11 protein-coding genes are annotated in these 16,286 nt (G+C 48.0%); 5 read left to right on the top strand and 6 right to left on the bottom strand.

Features of this window, described 5'->3' with window-relative positions:
* Positions 1 to 167: 167 nt before the first annotated feature.
* Positions 168 to 6,830, bottom strand: a complete 6,663-nt coding sequence (locus tag ACUVJL_RS02480) for a translocation/assembly module TamB domain-containing protein (RefSeq protein WP_445244396.1) — start codon at positions 6,828 to 6,830, stop codon at positions 168 to 170.
* Positions 6,831 to 7,515: 685 nt separating this feature from the next.
* On the opposite strand from ACUVJL_RS02480, the gene ACUVJL_RS02475 reads away from it, so the two are divergent.
* Positions 7,516 to 7,902: a DUF3110 domain-containing protein gene (locus tag ACUVJL_RS02475; protein WP_445244409.1), complete on the top strand. Its 387-nt coding sequence runs from the start codon at positions 7,516 to 7,518 to the stop codon at positions 7,900 to 7,902.
* 286 nt (positions 7,903 to 8,188) lie between these two features.
* Positions 8,189 to 9,103 (top strand): N-acetylmuramic acid 6-phosphate etherase, encoded by a 915-nt coding sequence (gene murQ, locus ACUVJL_RS02470; protein ID WP_445244395.1) that lies wholly within the window; start codon positions 8,189 to 8,191, stop codon positions 9,101 to 9,103.
* Between the two features lie 70 nt (positions 9,104 to 9,173).
* On the opposite strand, the gene ACUVJL_RS02465 is transcribed toward murQ, so the two are convergent.
* The 5 genes from ACUVJL_RS02465 to ACUVJL_RS02445 form a co-directional block, all read right to left on the bottom strand.
* Entirely contained in the window at positions 9,174 to 9,704 is a 531-nt protein-coding gene (locus ACUVJL_RS02465; RefSeq protein ID WP_445244394.1) for an adenylate kinase, read from the bottom strand.
* Between the two features lie 171 nt (positions 9,705 to 9,875).
* Positions 9,876 to 11,159 (bottom strand): CAP domain-containing protein, encoded by a 1,284-nt coding sequence (locus tag ACUVJL_RS02460; RefSeq protein ID WP_445244393.1) that lies wholly within the window; start codon positions 11,157 to 11,159, stop codon positions 9,876 to 9,878.
* Between the two features lie 164 nt (positions 11,160 to 11,323).
* Entirely contained in the window at positions 11,324 to 11,611 is a 288-nt protein-coding gene (locus tag ACUVJL_RS02455; protein WP_445244392.1) for a hypothetical protein, read from the bottom strand.
* Positions 11,612 to 11,650: 39 nt separating this feature from the next.
* Positions 11,651 to 12,325: a phycobilisome degradation protein NblB gene (gene nblB / locus ACUVJL_RS02450; protein WP_445244391.1), complete on the bottom strand. Its 675-nt coding sequence runs from the start codon at positions 12,323 to 12,325 to the stop codon at positions 11,651 to 11,653.
* Positions 12,326 to 12,469: 144 nt separating this feature from the next.
* Positions 12,470 to 12,931 carry a CBS domain-containing protein gene (locus tag ACUVJL_RS02445; RefSeq protein WP_445244408.1) on the bottom strand — a complete coding sequence of 154 codons (462 nt, stop codon included), beginning with the start codon at positions 12,929 to 12,931 and terminating at the stop codon, positions 12,470 to 12,472.
* Between the two features lie 244 nt (positions 12,932 to 13,175).
* Between ACUVJL_RS02445 and ACUVJL_RS02440 the strand changes: the two genes are divergently transcribed.
* The 3 genes from ACUVJL_RS02440 to ACUVJL_RS02430 all read left to right on the top strand — a co-directional run.
* On the top strand, positions 13,176 to 13,502 hold the full coding sequence (locus tag ACUVJL_RS02440; RefSeq protein ID WP_445244390.1) for a (2Fe-2S) ferredoxin domain-containing protein: 327 nt from the start codon (positions 13,176 to 13,178) through the stop codon (positions 13,500 to 13,502).
* A gap of 75 nt (positions 13,503 to 13,577) precedes the next feature.
* Complete coding sequence (gene dacB / locus ACUVJL_RS02435; RefSeq protein WP_445244389.1) at positions 13,578 to 15,266, top strand: D-alanyl-D-alanine carboxypeptidase/D-alanyl-D-alanine endopeptidase; 1,689 nt, start codon at positions 13,578 to 13,580, stop codon at positions 15,264 to 15,266.
* 217 nt (positions 15,267 to 15,483) lie between these two features.
* Positions 15,484 to 16,286: alpha/beta fold hydrolase (locus ACUVJL_RS02430; RefSeq protein ID WP_445244388.1), on the top strand; the 803-nt coding region annotated here is incomplete at its 3' end.

The following is a 16,286-nucleotide window of genomic DNA, read 5'->3' as shown; positions in this document are numbered from 1 at the left end:
ACCGGACACGGCAATGCCCTTTCCCTAAAGAATAGGTATTATATCCCTCGGGATCTACCGTGGCATGGCACAATATGCGATCGCTTCACTCCGCTTTCGCTGACGAAAGCAATGACAATTAATGACTAATGACTAATGACTAATGACTAATGACTGATGACTAATGACTAAAACCTCAATTCATATTCAGCAGTGACGCGATTGTCTCCTTGAAAATTACTCGAACTCCTGAGTAAAAGTTTATCGCTCAATCGATAGCGCACAGTAAATTCAGTCGGTTGATTTGCTGACAAAACTCGAATGATTGATGCTGAAATATTGCGCGTGATGTCAAACCCAACTTCTAAACCTAAACCGAGAGAACCCGCAGCGGAACTGGAACTAGCAGTTTTTCCTTCGTTGCTTCTAATCCGAGTAGGAAATAACCGAACTTCGCTCAATCCTGTGGCGTTACTAATCGCAGATTGAAGGTTGTTCAATAAACCCGCACCCGCTAAATTTGCGATCGCCAGCGTACTGTCTCCCTGTCCCAAAGTCTGCACGAAACTGCCGCCCAACAGCGCTACAATCTCTGTGGACGATCGACTCGGAGAACTCCTCAACTCCAGACTTTCCGCCAACTGAGAAGCCCTTCCCCGCACTAACGCTTGAACTCGCACACTCCGCACACTGCCCAAACTTGTCGGTTCGTCTGCTATTTCAGAGGCTACAGATGTGCCGGGAGTGCGGAACCGCGTTACTTCCTGCACCGAAGTTGCTAATCTCACATCCAGCGTCGGATCGAGTCTTTGTGCTGGTACAAAGGTAGCAGTCTGCGGGTATCCTCGATCGAGTCTAAACTGTGTCGTAAACAAATTCACCGACCCGGAAGTCAACCGAATCGTACCCTCGGGACGAATGTCATCTAAAGTTCCATTCACCGTCAAGCCCCCAGTCGCCTGAAAGCTCAATATCGGCGCACTCGTTACCCGAATTCCCCGGCCCAAATTCAGCCGCAAATCATTCAATCCAACTTCAAAGGAAGGGGAAGGAGAAGGGGTAGTCGGAGTCTCGGCAGAAGGAGACACCTCAGTCGTAGGGGAAGCAGAAGGAGAAACCTCAGCCGCAGGAGAATCAGAAGCAGAAGAGGCAGAAGCTAACTCAGTTGTGCCGCCGCCGGGACTCCGGAGAAATACTTCGCCGTTGTACAGTTCAATATTACCGCTCAACTGCGGGCGCCTAGCCGTGCCCCTTGCCTGCACTTGACCGACTACGCCGCCACTGTACAATCCTCTGAGGTTCAGTGCCAACTTGTCTAAATTCACAGCCAAAGGATTAGCCGCATCGACATCGCCCTCCGCAAAAGGCACAGACAGCGGAATCACGCCAGCGGCCACAACTTGTCCTTGACTCAACTGTCCCCGAATTCCTTCTACCCGAATACGATCGCCCTCAAAGCGCATCGTCCCAGTCAGCCCTGTCAGCGGTTCTGGGAAGGCGATCGCCCGGACGGTTGCATTTTCAAAATTCGCAATTCCTTGCGCTACAGGCTGTTGCAGCGTTCCTCCCACGCGAAGTTGCACCTGTCCCTTGCCGCTGACCCACGCAACTTGCGGAGTCAATACATTAATAATTGCCAAACCTTCATTTTGCAAATTCGCCCTCAAATCGATTTGATTGCTGTCAGCTTTCACCGCTGCAAACGGCAACTCAAAAGGCAAACTTCCCTGTACCTCAATCGGTTCGGTTTGAGTTATCAAAGCGCTGCCGCCAAAATTCAGGCGGGCATTGCTATAACTGAAACTGCCGTCGGCTTGTTTAATCGGTTCTCCGTTTAGCGTGCCCTCCAGCAAACTCAATTCCCCCGTGGCTTGCGGGTTTTCCAAACTGCCGGCCAAATTCGCGCGCAAATTCAAATTTCCCGTGACATCCACAAAAGGCAATTCCACCACTTTTGCTAACTCTTGGACTGGCACATTTTCTACCCGCAACTGCCCCGATTGAGCTTTTTGCCCGAGTTGTCCCGAAAAGCCGATCGCACTTTTTCCCGATCGAATTTCCAAAGGCAAAACAGTTAAAATCCCGTCCTGAAAGCTGCCTTCAAGGCTGAACTGTTCGGCGACATATTTTCCCCACTGCCAGTTATCGCCTTTCAGGTTAAATTGAGCTTGCACACCAGTTCGCAAAGAACCGGCGACAGCAATTTCCGCGCCAAAAGTGCCTTGCAATTGAGATAACGGAGGCAATTTTTCTGATGCTTTTACTGCCTGCTGCTGCTGCAAAATTGTTTCTATTTCTGCCAAGCGACGCAACTGTTCGATTAGCGGGGCTTCTGGTTCTCCCACTGCTACAGTTTGCACGTCGCCACTGTCACCGTAAACGGGAGGTTTTAGGCCTCTGGCCAAGTCGCCTAAATTGAAATATTGCAAAGCGACTAAAATCTGCTGCAAATTGCCTTGCTGTACGTTAACTTTCCCTTCAAATTGCGGGTTGGCGCCTGTTTTAACATTGCCGGAAATTAAGTATTGACCGCTGCCTTGGCGGAAAAGTCCGTTTGTGAGACTGGCGCTGCCGTTAGCGTAGCTGAATTCGGCTTGGAAACTGTCACCTTTAATGTAGCCGATCGCCGGTTGGGCGATCGCAATTTGTCCAGTTGCTTGCAAAGTCGCCGGATTTAACGGCATCTTCCAACCGGGCACATTCACTTGTCCCGAAACCGTACCCGTTATCGGCCCCAAACCTGCTTCTTTCCCCGGTGTGAGATTCAAAGCAGCCAGGGGAAAATCGCTTAAATTAACTCGCAAAGTTTCTCCCTCGGTTTGGCCGCTAGCCACGGATTCCCCGCGTTGAATTAAGAAAGATGTCGGCAGAAAAGATTGATTTAAAGCTACTTCGATTTTGTCGCTGGCGCCGGCCAAACGCAAATCTACACTTTTCCCAGCATCCGCATTCACACTCCCCGCCAGTACCGGATCAAAAGCGATTTGATTTACTGCTAAATCCCGCACTTCCACGTCGCCAACTAAGCTGAGGGCGGCGGGGGTTCCGCTGAGGCGGCCGGTAAAATCGACATTGCCGCGCAGGGGCAGATTATTCTCTGAAGGATTTTTGAGACCAATTGGTCTCAAAAATCCGAGTTGTTCAGTTGGTAAGGCTTCCAGGTTAAAGTTGGCGAGTTTGACATCCAAATCTAAGTTGGAAATTGAGGGCACTCCTTTACCTGCGAGTTCGACGTTAACAAAGCCGTTTGCTGTCAAACCGGGAGTTGTGGCATTCTCAATTTCCACCCGTTTGCCGTCCCAATTAAATACTGTCTCAAAAGGTTGTTTCAAAAACGGCAATTCCGAGATGCGGAAACTGCCGCCGGCGCGAACTGTTTGTAAGGAAGCGGCAATCGGGCCGGATAAATTGATATTGCCGTTAAACAGTCCTCGAAGCTGGGGGAGATTTGGGGCATCAGAGACTAAACCTTTGGCTTGCAAGCTTTGTTGCTGCGACTCAAATGCTTGCTGGAAGCGACTTAGAGCAATTTGCTCGCCCTCGATTGACGCGCGCCAATTCCCCGATTCGGCCCTGGCTTTAGCATTGACAATTCCTCCGCTGTTGGCGAATCGAATTTGTCCGTCGCCGTTGGCGGTGATGCCGTTGGCGGTTAGATTATCTACTGTTCCCAAAATGCGGGCTTTTCCGTCGAGGGTTCCGTCAATTTCTGGCGGTAAATCCGCTGTCAGCAAACCTGTTTGTTTGAGGGTTTGTTCTAAATTACTGATGGCAATTCCGTTCGTTGCAAGCATTGCTTGCCAGTTGCCGTTTTCTAATTTGGCAGTAGTATCGATCGCCCCGAGTCGATCGACCACAATCACTCCTTCTCCACTAGCACTAATTCCCTTGGCTGTCAAGTTATCCAAACTGCCCGCTGCTTGGAATTGGCCGTTAACTCTGCCGTCCAATCCTTTAGGCAAAGTCGCCGTCAGGGTCAACAGTTGGGTATTGCGGATTGTTTGTTCTAAGCGACTGAGAATAACTCGATCGGCATCGGCGAAAGCTTGCCAGCGCCTATCTTCTAATTTACCTTTAAAAGCCACAGTACCGTCGGCTATATTGAGTTGGCCGCTGCTGTTGACGGCTATGTCGGGGACGGTTGAATTATCAAGATTGCCCCTGGCTTGAATTTGATTCGATATTTGTCCGTCAATCGATTTGAGATTTTGGATTTTGGATTTGAGATTGTTGATATTGGCGACTGTTTGGGGATTGTCAGCAGTGAAAGCTAAGCCAACATCTAATAGCGGCAATCCTAAATTTACTAGACGGTTGATGGAAGTACGATCTGTTTCTGCTGTTGCTTGCCAGTTTCCCTCTGCCAATTCTCCTTTAAAATTAACATTGTTGTCGGCAAGATTGAGTCTCCCGCTGCCGCTGGCATTGATGCTGCTAGCAGTCAAATTGTCAAGACTTCCCGATGCTGTAAATTGACTCGATAGCAGTCCGTCGATCGATTTTAGATTTTGGATTTTGGATTTTAGATTGTTGAGATTGGCAGATTGCGGATTTTCGGGATTGAAGGCTGAAGCCACATCTAACAGCGGCAATCCTAAATCCACCAAGCGGTTGATGGAAGTGCGATCGGTTTCTGCTGTTGCTTGCCAGTTTCCCGCGACCAATTCTCCTTTAAAATTAACATTGCTGTCGCCAAAATTGAGCCTCCCGTTGCCTCTAACATTGATGCCAACCGCAGTCAAATTGTCAACATTTCCCGCCGCTTGAAATTCACCTGCTAGCTGTCCGCCGAGCGATTTTAGATTTTGGATTTTGGATTTTAGATTGTCTAAGTTGGCGGTATTTTCCCGTGTTAATAACGGCAAGCCAATATCAATTAATTGATTGACAGCCACTTTTTGAGTGTTGCCAAAAACTTGCCAGCGACCAGATTTTAGTTCGCCATTAACATCAACAATACTGTCAGCAAGACTCAGCGTTCCTTTGCCCGTCGCAGCGATCGCCTTTAAACTCAAATCGTCCAGAGTTCCCGCAGCTTCGGCAGTTCCGCTGAACAAACCAGCTAGTTCAGGAGGCAAATTAGGCCCCGGCAGGACTTGCTGCAAACTGTTAAGGGCTACGCGATCGCCCTCGATCAAAGCTTGCCACTGACGGTCTTTTAGCGCAGCATCCACGTTCACAGAAGCGTCGCCAATCTTCACAACCGTATTTTGTAAATCCGCCGAATTCCTTCCGGCTCGAATGGATCCCGCAGCGGGGAAAGTCCCTTGCGGTGCTTGCCATTGAACTCTAGCTTGAATGTTGTCTAACGGGCCGAAAATTTGAGCTTTGGCCCAGACACTGCCAATTGTAACAGTAGCAGGAATTGGGAGAGCGTAAATTTGGGCGAGAGCATCTGCGGGCAAGTTTTCAACTTGGAAGTCAAACACCAAACCTGATGGGGAATTCTTACTTTTTAAAGCAATATCAACTTCACCTTTGCCGCCAATTTTACCCCCCGCTGCCGGCACTACCAAAATATCGCTCAAAGCCAAAGCTAAAGAAGAAAACGGGGGAATAGAAGATTGAGAATTGGGTGTTGGGGTTTGAGCCATTCTCCCGCGTTCCAATTTGAAATTAGTGCTAATATTGTTTAATTGCAGTCGATCGACCGTAGCGGGTTTTGTCGAGGCGATCGTACCTGTCAGCACCGGCAGAGCAACTGTTCCAGTCAGCTTAGCATCCGCCTTCACTTCCCCCGCAACAGCAACGGGCAATACTACTTTCTGCCCTAACTCTGTCTCCACCGCACTGACAACACTTGCAAAAGCGACTGGTGGCACGTTAGTTGTCAGATTGAAGCTGGCTTGCTCCAAATTAAAATTAGTTCCTGTTGCAACTGTTCCTGCTATTTTCAGCGGAATTAGACCGTAATTAGCCGCCAGACTATCGACAATCACATTAGTTCCCTGAAACCGCAACTGACCGCTGCTATTTTGTAAGATTTGTTTCAGCGGACGAAGACTCGCTTGCACTCCTCCAAAACTAGCCGTTCCCACAATTCCCGATACTTTATTGTCTCGCAATTGCACGGTCAAATTGCCATTAGCTAGACCTTTTTGTAAAGAAATGCCCGAAACTTTCAGCAAGCGAACGAGTTCTGGTAAAGGCAAATTTTGACCTTGCAACTGCACGTTAGTTTGAGCAGCAGGTAACAGAGAATCAGCTTTAACTATAAAATTATCGTTGTTAGTAAACTGACCGTTAAGTTCGTAGAGAACGCGCCGATTTTGGTCGCGAAATAGAACACTGCCATTTTTCAGATTTACAGCAATAGAAGGCGAAGTTTTCTGTCCGACTGCGGGACTCGGTACCAAAACTGCGCCGACATTTTCAGCTCGAATTGCTTCAACTTCAGTTTTAAATAAACCCGGAGATTTCCTCTTCGCAGTTGGAAGATTAACCCAGCGGCCTTTAGCATCCTGTTCGATATAAGCGCTGGCTTTAACTAAAGTAATATCTAATTTGAGAGTGCGGTTCAACAGCAGTTGCCCAACAGAAAACTGCACTTCCACTGCTTCTGTAGAAGCGTAATCCGGATCGGTAGCAGTTGCAGGTACTGTCGATCGGCCAAACCGCAAACTTGTCAGAGAAAATCTCTCCAAACGTCCGACTTGCACAGGCCGATCGAGCAACTGACTGACTTGAGTTTCCACCAAAGGAGCTAATTTTTCGCGCACCCACGCCAGTGCTACCGCCGCCCCAACCAAGGCGATAATGCCCAATCCCGTACCGCTAAGCAGCACCAGACGCCACCAGCGGCGGTGGGGGCGGGGTGCGAGTTGTTTTGTGTCATCGTGCGAGTTAGTCATGGGTGTTTCTCAGAGGTTGTGAGAATTCAGGAATTGAGGAAATCAGAGGGTTTTAGACAGGTATAATTTCTGTGATTCAACCGTGCCTTCTGCCTTTGGTAGACTCAGGACTGAGGCCGGAAGTGCCGATGGCGCGTTACCGAAGCCCTCCTAGAGTATCGAACGAAGGCTGATTCACGCGCCCACTTTAGGGTAGACTCCCGAAAGCTTTACCGAACTTAATCAAAACACGCAACACCACCTAAAACCAAGTCCTCCAACTCCCCCAAATCATTTCGATCGCGCCAGTGCAGGATCGGTGCTCAATCAAAAATCTAAAATCTAAAATCCTCTAGATTCCCCCCCCAGTGCAGGATCGGGGGTCAATCAAAAATCTAAAATCAAAAATCTAAAACCCAATCGCCCACATCCCCCAAATCATTTCGATCCCACCAGGGCAGGATCGGTGCTCAATCAAAAATCAAAAATCAAAAATCAAAAATCGGTTGCCCGATCGCCCACATCCCCCAAATCATTTCGATCCCGCCAGGGCAGGATCGGTGCTCAATCAAAAATCAAAAATCAAAAATCAAAAATCGGTTGCCCGATCGCTCGTCAATCTAAAATCAAAAATCAAAAATCAAAAATCGGTTGCCCGATCGCTCCTAAGATAAAAAAACGGTGGTTAAGAAGGTCTTTAAAACTTATGCGAGTGTTCGTCTTACTCTTCAATGCCCGCACCGAGAACGAGGGAATTCATACCATTCAACTCGGCGATCGTAATAAAGTTCTGATGTTTGAGTCAGAAGACGACGCCACCCGCTTTGGCGTGATGTTGGAAGCTCAGGATTTTCCCGAACCCGCTGTCGAGGCGATCGACGATGAGGAAATTAAGGAGTTCTGCGATAGTGTTGATTATGATTGGGAACTTGTGCCCGCGGGCGCACTGGCGATCCCGCCAGAAGACAATGTAACACAGACTCAGTGGCAGCCGGAGCCGGAGCCGGAGCCAGAGCCGGAGGCGGATCCGGATTCTGACGTTTCCCAAAACGAACTGGATTCTATTCGCCGCCGACTCGAAGGACTTTTGTAATAGTCATTAGTCATTAGTCATTAGTCAGCAGTTATTGGTAATGGGTAATGGGTAATGGGTAATTGCCTCTCTCGGAAGTAGATTTAGCCGATCGCCAGAACCACAAATTTCGAGCCTTTGAGTCACGACTTCACCAAGCTCACCAGCGGGCAGGCAATGCTTACCCTATTTTGTACACCTAATGACTAATGATAACGACTAATGACAATGACTAATGACAATGACTAATGACTAATGACTAATGACCAATGACCAATGACCAATGACTAATGACTAATCAAAAAACATGAAAAATTTAGAAGAAAGAGGGCATCTGCTGACGGAACAGGTGAATGCCAACAGCGAGAATTTAGACCAACTCAGTTCGATCGAATTAGTGGACTTGTTCAACCGGGAAGACGCCCAAACCTTAAGCGCCATCGCCCAGGCCCGCGAACAGTTAGCCCAAGCGATCGACATTGCAGCCGAGTCTCTGCGTCTAGGAGGCCGCCTGTTTTACGTCGGTGCGGGTACTTCCGGGCGTTTGGGGGTGCTGGATGCGGCCGAGTGTCCCCCCACCTTCTGCACGCCGCCAGAACTCGTACAGGGCATAATTGCCGGGGGTGCGGGGGCTTTGGTGCGGAGTTCGGAAGATTTAGAGGATCGGGCTGAGGATGGGGCTGAGGCGATCGCCCACCGTCAAATTACCAACTTAGATGTAGTTGTCGGGATTACGGCGGGAGGTACGACGCCGTTTGTCGCGGGCGCTTTGCAGGCGGCGCGCCAGCGGGGGGCGAAGACTGTGTTTATGGCCTGCGTACCCGTCGAACAAGTGAATTTTGAGGCTGATGTTGATATTCGGTTGTTGGTTGGCCCGGAGGTAGTGGCGGGTTCGACGCGCTTGAAAGCCGGTACAGTCACAAAAATGGCTTTAAATATCATTTCGACTGGGGTAATGGTGAAGCTGGGGAAGGTTTACGGCAATCGGATGGTTGATGTGGCGGTTACTAATAAGAAATTGCGCGATCGGGCTGTGCGGATGTTGCAGGATTTGACTGATTTGAGCCGGGATGAGGCGGGTTTTTTGCTCGAAAAAAGTGGCAAGTCGGTTAAATTAGCTTTGATGATGCACTGGACTGGTTTGGATAAGGAAGAGTGCGATCGAATTTTGGGCGAGTTTCAAGGGAATTTGCGATCGGCTGTGGCATCAATTAGTCATTAGTCCTTAGTCATCAGTCATCAGTCATTAGTCATTAGTCATCAGTCATCAGTCATTAGTCAACAGTCATCAGTCAAGAGTCATTAGTCATTTGCAATATCGATTCAAAAAATTGTGAAATCTCTTCATTAGATCTGATGTGATACACACTTTTGGTTTTTTGAGCGCGATCGACATACTCGCGATATTTGGGAGTCAAATACTTGTGACACAACCAAAGAACGCGGTAACTCTTAATTGAACTCTTCAAGATAGGGCTCTTTTCCGGCCAGCCTTCTGGCGGCATAAAGCTACCTGTGATTAGTCGTTTAGTCACCCACCAGAAATGCACGTATAGTGGCAGATCGACAAAAACCAGACTATCCGCCTCATTGAGTCGAAGCCAGACGGTTTCCATGCAACCAAACCCGTCAATTATCCATCCGTCAGTAGCCAAAATTTTTTCATGGGTATGCTTATATTCTGCATCTGGAACCTCAGCGCCCCCAGATTGATATTGAATCTTATCCAAGGCGTAAAGTGGCAAACCAGTGATTTCTGATAATCTCTTGCTTAGAGTTGATTTACCGCCTCCAGTGTTGCCAAACACGGCTACTTTTTTCATAGTTACCCCTCTTAGTAATGATGCAGTTTCTAGCAAGATTTTGGAGAATTGCTATAACAACTGAAGTAGTAGAGTGCGTCAGCTTCGACAATCTGGGCTACCCATCCAATCCCTACCAACTGACGCACCTTACAAGCTGCATAAGTGAAATTTTAGACTACCGATTCCCCGTTACCCATTCACAAAAACGATCGCCGTAAGCTTACTTTCACTTACACCCTGCACGATTCCCAAATAAGTGCTGCCCGACTTAATCGCCGTAGAAGCGACGCTTCCACCTCCATCCAACTCCAAACTCACCGATTCAAAAGTCAAATTTGCAAATCCGATACTGTCAGTCAAACCAATTTTATCCCCGATCGCCAAATCGGTAATCACATCCGCACTAATTAAAGTAGCCGCAGCAGACAAACCTCCTACTAAGATAAACGTATCATTTCCGCCGCCGCCCGTCAGCATATCTTGCCCGCGATCGCCCGTCAACAAATCGTCACCGTTACCGCCCATCAAGATATCATCTTCTTTGCCGCCGCGAATAGTATCGTTGCCGTCTCCTCCCATTAGTCGATCGTTATCGTTGTTGGCGCCGATCAAATCATTGCCAACACCGCCATCAATTAAATCCGACTCTTTGCCGCCCGATAAGCTGTCATTGCCACCTGCGCCATTAAGTGTATCCGCACCTTGCATTCCATTAATGCTATCAGCACCTTCTCCCCCGGTGATATTGTCTTTGCCAGAAAGGGCAAAAATTGGCAATCCCGCAGCATTTGTCGGTATTTGAGTATCGGCACTATCTGATAGGAAATAATTGCCGCCGCTGGCTGTATTTTTCGGTGCTTGTGTCGGGCTGCCGTCCCCTGTAGCATTGGGTATTGGCGAAGTAATCGATATAGTGTTTGGTGTGGGAGTTGGTGTGGGAGTCGGTGTAGGAGTCGGTGCGGGATTAACACTACCGTCAAGAGAAGTCGCAAAAACTTGCGTCCAATAGTGATTGAAATTTACACTGCCAGTATCGTTGGCTAAGAAATAGTAACTGATGCCAATTTCTTTGAGATTGGGGTTAAGAATGTTAGCCCGGTGGCCGCTGCTGTTCATCCACGATGATACAACTTGTTCGGGTGTAGAAGAACCCGCAGCGATGTTTTCTGCTGCCGCTGAGAATTGATAGCCCGTTGCAGTAATCCGACTTGCTAATGACGAACCATCTTTTCCGGTATGGGAAAAGAAGTCTTGCAGTGCCATGTTTTGGCTGTGAGTTTCCGCCGCATTTAGTAACTGAGTATTGAAGGTGAGCGGGGGCAAACTCAACTTACTGCGTTCTATGTTGGTAAGTTCTAAAACTCTATAAATAAAGTTTTGATTGTTTGGGCTTGGTGCGGTTTGAGATGCCGATCGCTCTCCTGTAAAAATGTCCAAGGACTGAGAACCGGAATTTTGTAGTTGTTCAAGCATGGGGATGATAAACAGTTTTAAGAGTGGGTTTTGCTAGTAGATTGCTTACCCTCTTAACGATAGTTTCCCCCGATGGCTAGCTGGCTGGGCACAATTCAATAATTGTGTTAATCCCTGCGGCTGCTGTATTTATTCTAATTATAGCTGTTGTCAAAGTGGGAATGTCAAGATCCCGGCTCTGGTTGGGAAAGGGAAGAGTGCGATCGAATGAAAGCGAGAGTTTCAAAGGAATTTGCGATCGACCGCGGCATCAATACAATTTGAGATTTGAGATTTGAGATTTGAGATTTTTCCTGATTAGTAAGGTTTGCGCTGCACACCCAGCCCGCTGGCTGGCGGGCTATAAACCCGGTTTCTACGAGTTTTGCGGAGAGGAACGAGAAATATAGGAAGAAACCGGGTTTGTGAATTCTGTGTGCGATCGCGAAGGGAGTTTTTAGTAGAATCCTCAAAAAAAATTCTAAATTAATTCAAAATTCACACCTCACAACTCACAACTTCAAAATATTCTCTTTTCCCGCTAAGGCCTCGTGAGCAACTTGCTCAACCCGATCTTTGGCGAGAATTTCCAAAGCCGCCTCTGCTTCTGCACCGCCCAACCGCCCCAGAGCTTGGGCGACTCTGTAACGGATCTGCCAATCTGCATTGGAAGCGTAGGGAAGCAGCAGCGGCAGCGCGCGTTTATCTCCCAATTCACCTAAGGCGCTGATCGCAATGGTTTGGATCAATTCGTTTTCAGAAGTGAGGGCGTGTTCTAACATCGGAAAGGCTTTCGGATCTCCCATTTCTCCCAAAGCCGCAACGATGCTCATTTGCACCAGCCATTCAGAGGTATTGCTATAAACTTGCTGCAAATCTTCTAAAGCATCGGTTAATTTCAATGCGCCCAAAGCATCGGCTGCTGCTGCTTGCACGTCGGGTTCGGGGTCGTTGTGCAAGCTGTGTCGCAGTACCTCTAAAGCGTTCGGCAGATTCTGCGTACCGAGGGTTGATACTTGGCTGACTGCTGCGTAGCGAACCCGGACGTTTTTGTCGCCGATCGCAATTTGAATTAGTTTATAGGCGATCGCGGGTTCTAGTTGTCGCAGTTGGTTGACTGCTCGCAGCCTTTCGCCAAAATCCTCGGAATTCAGCAATTGTTCGACGGACTCAGGGGTAATGCTCATCGGATTTTAGATTTTAGATTTTAGATTTTAGATTTGGTAATTGGTAATTGCCAAAAGTCAGCGAGATTTAAGGAGCGATTCCTACGGGATAGCTTCGCTTCACGGCTCATTTTCTGATACAGTCCTGGAACTGCAACAGTTAATTTAAGATTCAGCAGCCATCCATCGGATAATATCTCCCCTAGTGAGGATGCCGATTACTTTGCCTGCAGTATCAACCACCGGCAATCGGTGGATGCTGCGATCGTGCATCAGTTTTGCCGCTTCTTGGACAGATTTCTCCGGACCAATGGTAACTGGCTCTTTACTCATCGCTTCTCCTACTGTTTGTCCTAAAGCCTTGTGGAGTTCTCGCTCGTAACGAGATGGATTTTCCAAATAAATCACGCTGTCGAGCACCATGATATAAGCGGGCGGAGTTACGCCGGTTTCCCGCCACATCAAGTCTGTTTCGGAGATGACTCCTACCAACAAGTCATTCTCATCTACGACGGGAAGACCGCTAATGCGTTTATCGGCTAAAATTTTAATCGCTTCGTTCAAGGGCATTTCGGGTCGCGCCAAAATCGGCTCGCGGCTCATTACATCGGCTACTGTTTTTGGCATGATTAGCGGTTGATTGAGTTGTTCCTCTAAATCGATCATATAGGGAAAGGGCGGCACAGACTGAAGAAAGGCAGCTCTGCTGAAGGGATTCGTTAGAAGGTAGAAGCAAGGAAAAAGTTTGAATGCCAGAATTTTGCTGTTTTTTTCGATCGCACTGTAAAATTCTGTCGTTTGCCGGACTCCGGCGAGCGATCGTCCTGACAAGATTGTTAAAATATCTTAAAGAGCGGATAAATCCTTACCAATGCCAGAATCTCCAGCCCGAGAACCAGACTCCCAACCAGAAGCGCGCTGTGTATTGGTTTGCCAGTATCAATCTTGCCTGAAAAATGGTTCTGCAGCAGTGCTAGCTGCTTTTGAAGCCCAACAAGTTGCAGGGGTGAAAGTTGAGGCTACTAGCTGTCAGGGACAGTGCACCACTGGCCCGACGGTGCGAGTTACCCCAGAGGAAATTTGGTATTCTCGAGTTAAACCGAGTGATGTACCGTTGATTGTGGAACAGCACCTCAAAGAGGGAAAACCTGTAGAGGCACTGTTCAATCCGAGAATTCATGGGCGTTATTATTATTAGTATTGACTTGATTCGGTGAAACTTCCAAGCTCTCGCCCATTTAATTTGAATAGTTATTGTTAAGGAACTTGCACTTTGAGTATCAAAGGAATTGCGCTTAGTTTGTTAGTGCTAGTGCTGGGGCGTCCGTCGGCGGTTGCTGCTCAAACGCCGGCGGTTACTGGGGATATTTGCCCTGGGGAATTGGGGGCACAAGTAGATGCGATCGCCAACCGTCCCGAATTTAGTCGATCGCGCTGGGGCATTTTAATTCAACCTCTATCTTCTACTGCTACTCTCTACAGCCGCGACGCCCAAAAATATTTTATTCCAGCATCAAATGTCAAGCTGCTAACCACAGCCGCTGCTTTGCATAAACTCGGTGCAGATTTTCGGATTAAGACATCGGTTTACAGCGGGGAAAATGGGAGTTTGTACGTTGTCGGCAGGGGAGATCCGAGCATTACTGAGGCTCAGTTGCAATCCTTGGCGCAGCAGTTGAAACGCCGCGGAGTCGATCGAGTAAATGAGTTGATTGGCGATGACAGCTATTTTCAAGGCAGTGCAGTCAATCCGAATTGGGAATGGGAAGACGCGCAAGCAGGCTACGGAGCCCCGATTAACAGTTTAATTTTCAATCAAAATGCGATCGAACTTTTCTTGTCCCCGCAGAATCTCGGGCAACCTCTGAAAGTTACTTTTGCCGAACCAAAGCTGGCAAATCAGTGGCAAATTCAGAACAATTCTGTTACCGTCGCCCAAAACGAATCCGAGTTTATTGAAGTTGGCAGGGAGTTCGATCGACCTGCAATTCGAGTTAGGGGACAGTTGAAAGTTGGTGCAGAATCTGAATCAGCTTATGTCGCAGTTGTCAACCCTGCTAATAATTTTTTGCAGCATTTTCAGCAAGTTCTGGCGGCTGAGGGAATTCCTGTCAAACAGGCTTTAGTTGCATCTGTGTCTCGCAATTTTAATCAAGAATTAGCGACCGTTGAATCGCCGCCGCTGGCGGAATTGGTGAGAGAAACTAATCGGGAAAGCAACAATCTTTATGCAGAAGTTTTATTGAGATTGTTGGGAAAAGTTACAGGCAAGATGCCTGTGCCACAAGCACTCACAGGCAAGATGCCTGTGCCACAAGCACTCACAGGCAAGATGCCTGTGCCACAAGCACTCACAGGCAAGATGCCTGTGCCACAAGCACTCACAGGCAAGATGTTTGTGCCACAAGCACTCACAGGCAAGATGTTTGTGTCACAAGCACTCACAGGCATCTTGCCTGTGTCACAAGCACTCACAGGCAAGATGCCTGTGCCACAAGCACTCACAGGCAAGATGCCTGTGCCACAAGAGGATACTGGTGAAATCGGTTTAAAAGAGTTAAAAACAGCTTTAACTCAATTAGGAGTAAATCCAAACAGCTACATATTAGCCGACGGTTCGGGCTTGTCTCGGCACAATTTAATTAGTCCAGAAGCCTTGGTGCAAACTTTGAGATTCATGGCTCATTCACCTGCTGCATCTATTTACCGCCAGTCACTGCCGATCGCTGGCGAGAGCGGCACTTTGAAAAATCGCTTAAATATTACACCAAACCGCGTAATTTTACAAGCAAAAACAGGAACTTTGAGCGGAGTTTCCGCACTGTCGGGATATATCGAAGTTCCGGATTACGAGCCGCTGGTGTTTAGCATTATCGTCAATCAATCTGACCTATCGGCTGCCTCAATGCGATCGGCAACTGACGAAATTGTGCTATTATTGAACCGCCTGCGCCGCTGTTAAAACAACAGATTTAAGGTGAGAAACTTGATCTCAGTAGTTACACCTAAAAAACAGGACACCCCCAAGCCCTACAATTTTTAAGTTTAATTAGATTGCAGCGGCGGGGAGCGAAAAGCAGCTACAATAAAAGTAGAAAAATTAACACCATTGGGCCGTTTCAGCCTGCTACCAGTCGGCGGGTTCTGTACTTCCCGAAAATAAGTCTAACTTTCCAACTATGAATCCTTTAGATTCCGAACAGCAACACATCTTTGTCGAAACCAACAACATCCGCCTGCACTGCGTTTCTCAAGGAGAAGGGGAGCTCGTTCTGCTCCTGCATGGGTTTCCAGAGTTTTGGTATTCTTGGCGCCATCAAATCCCTGCTTTAGCCCGTCATTTCAAGGTTGTGGTGCCGGATTTGCGCGGCTACAACGATTCCGACAAGCCGGCAAGCGGCTACGATTTAGATACGCTGAGCGCTGATATTCGCGGTTTGATTGCGAGCTTGGGCTATACAAAAGCTCACATTGTCGGTCACGATTGCGGAGGTGCGATCGCGTGGCACATAGCTCAAAAATTTCCCGAAACACTCAATCGCTTGGCAATTTTAAACGCTCCGCACCCGCAGCGATTCCTACAGGAAATGGCGAGCAATTTAGATCAAATTCGCCGCAGTTGGCACATTTTGGCTTTTCAGGTTCCCGGCATCCCCGAATGGTTGATCCGCCAAAATTTGAAAGATTTTGTGCAAAGTATTTTGCAGGGACAAGCTGTTCGCAAAGGAGCTTTTAGCGCTGAAGAAACTAAGATTTATCAGGCTGCTTTAGAAAAGCCGGGAGTGTTAGCGGCGGCGATGAATTATTACCAGCAGATGTTTCACCCGCAGCGCCTTTGGAATTGGGGACAGAAATTAGAACCGGTGACAGTGCCTACTTTGGTGCTTTGGGGAGAAGAAGATGCGTTTTTGAGCCACAAACTTGTAGAAGGTTTAGACCGATTAATTACGGCTCCGTTTAAGTTGAAATTAGTTCCTAACTG

The sequence above is a fragment of the Microcoleus sp. OTE_8_concoct_300 genome, assembly GCF_031383065.1.
Classification (GTDB): domain Bacteria; phylum Cyanobacteriota; class Cyanobacteriia; order Cyanobacteriales; family Microcoleaceae; genus Microcoleus.
The sequence above is the reverse complement of the archived record's forward strand: the minus strand, read 5'-3'. Positions and strand labels throughout refer to the sequence as shown.

Bases quoted from the DNA above. Each gene is read 5' to 3' on its own strand.
- ACUVJL_RS02480 (WP_445244396.1), bottom strand. From the start codon at position 6,830: ATGACTAACTCGCACGATGACACAAAACAACTCGCACCCCGCCCCCAC.
- ACUVJL_RS02475 (WP_445244409.1), top strand. From the start codon at position 7,516: ATGCGAGTGTTCGTCTTACTCTTCAATGCCCGCACCGAGAACGAGGGA.
- murQ (WP_445244395.1), top strand. From the start codon at position 8,189: ATGAAAAATTTAGAAGAAAGAGGGCATCTGCTGACGGAACAGGTGAAT.
- ACUVJL_RS02465 (WP_445244394.1), bottom strand. From the start codon at position 9,704: ATGAAAAAAGTAGCCGTGTTTGGCAACACTGGAGGCGGTAAATCAACT.
- ACUVJL_RS02460 (WP_445244393.1), bottom strand. From the start codon at position 11,159: ATGCTTGAACAACTACAAAATTCCGGTTCTCAGTCCTTGGACATTTTT.
- nblB (WP_445244391.1), bottom strand. From the start codon at position 12,325: ATGAGCATTACCCCTGAGTCCGTCGAACAATTGCTGAATTCCGAGGAT.
- ACUVJL_RS02445 (WP_445244408.1), bottom strand. From the start codon at position 12,931: ATGCCAAAAACAGTAGCCGATGTAATGAGCCGCGAGCCGATTTTGGCG.
- ACUVJL_RS02440 (WP_445244390.1), top strand. From the start codon at position 13,176: ATGCCAGAATCTCCAGCCCGAGAACCAGACTCCCAACCAGAAGCGCGC.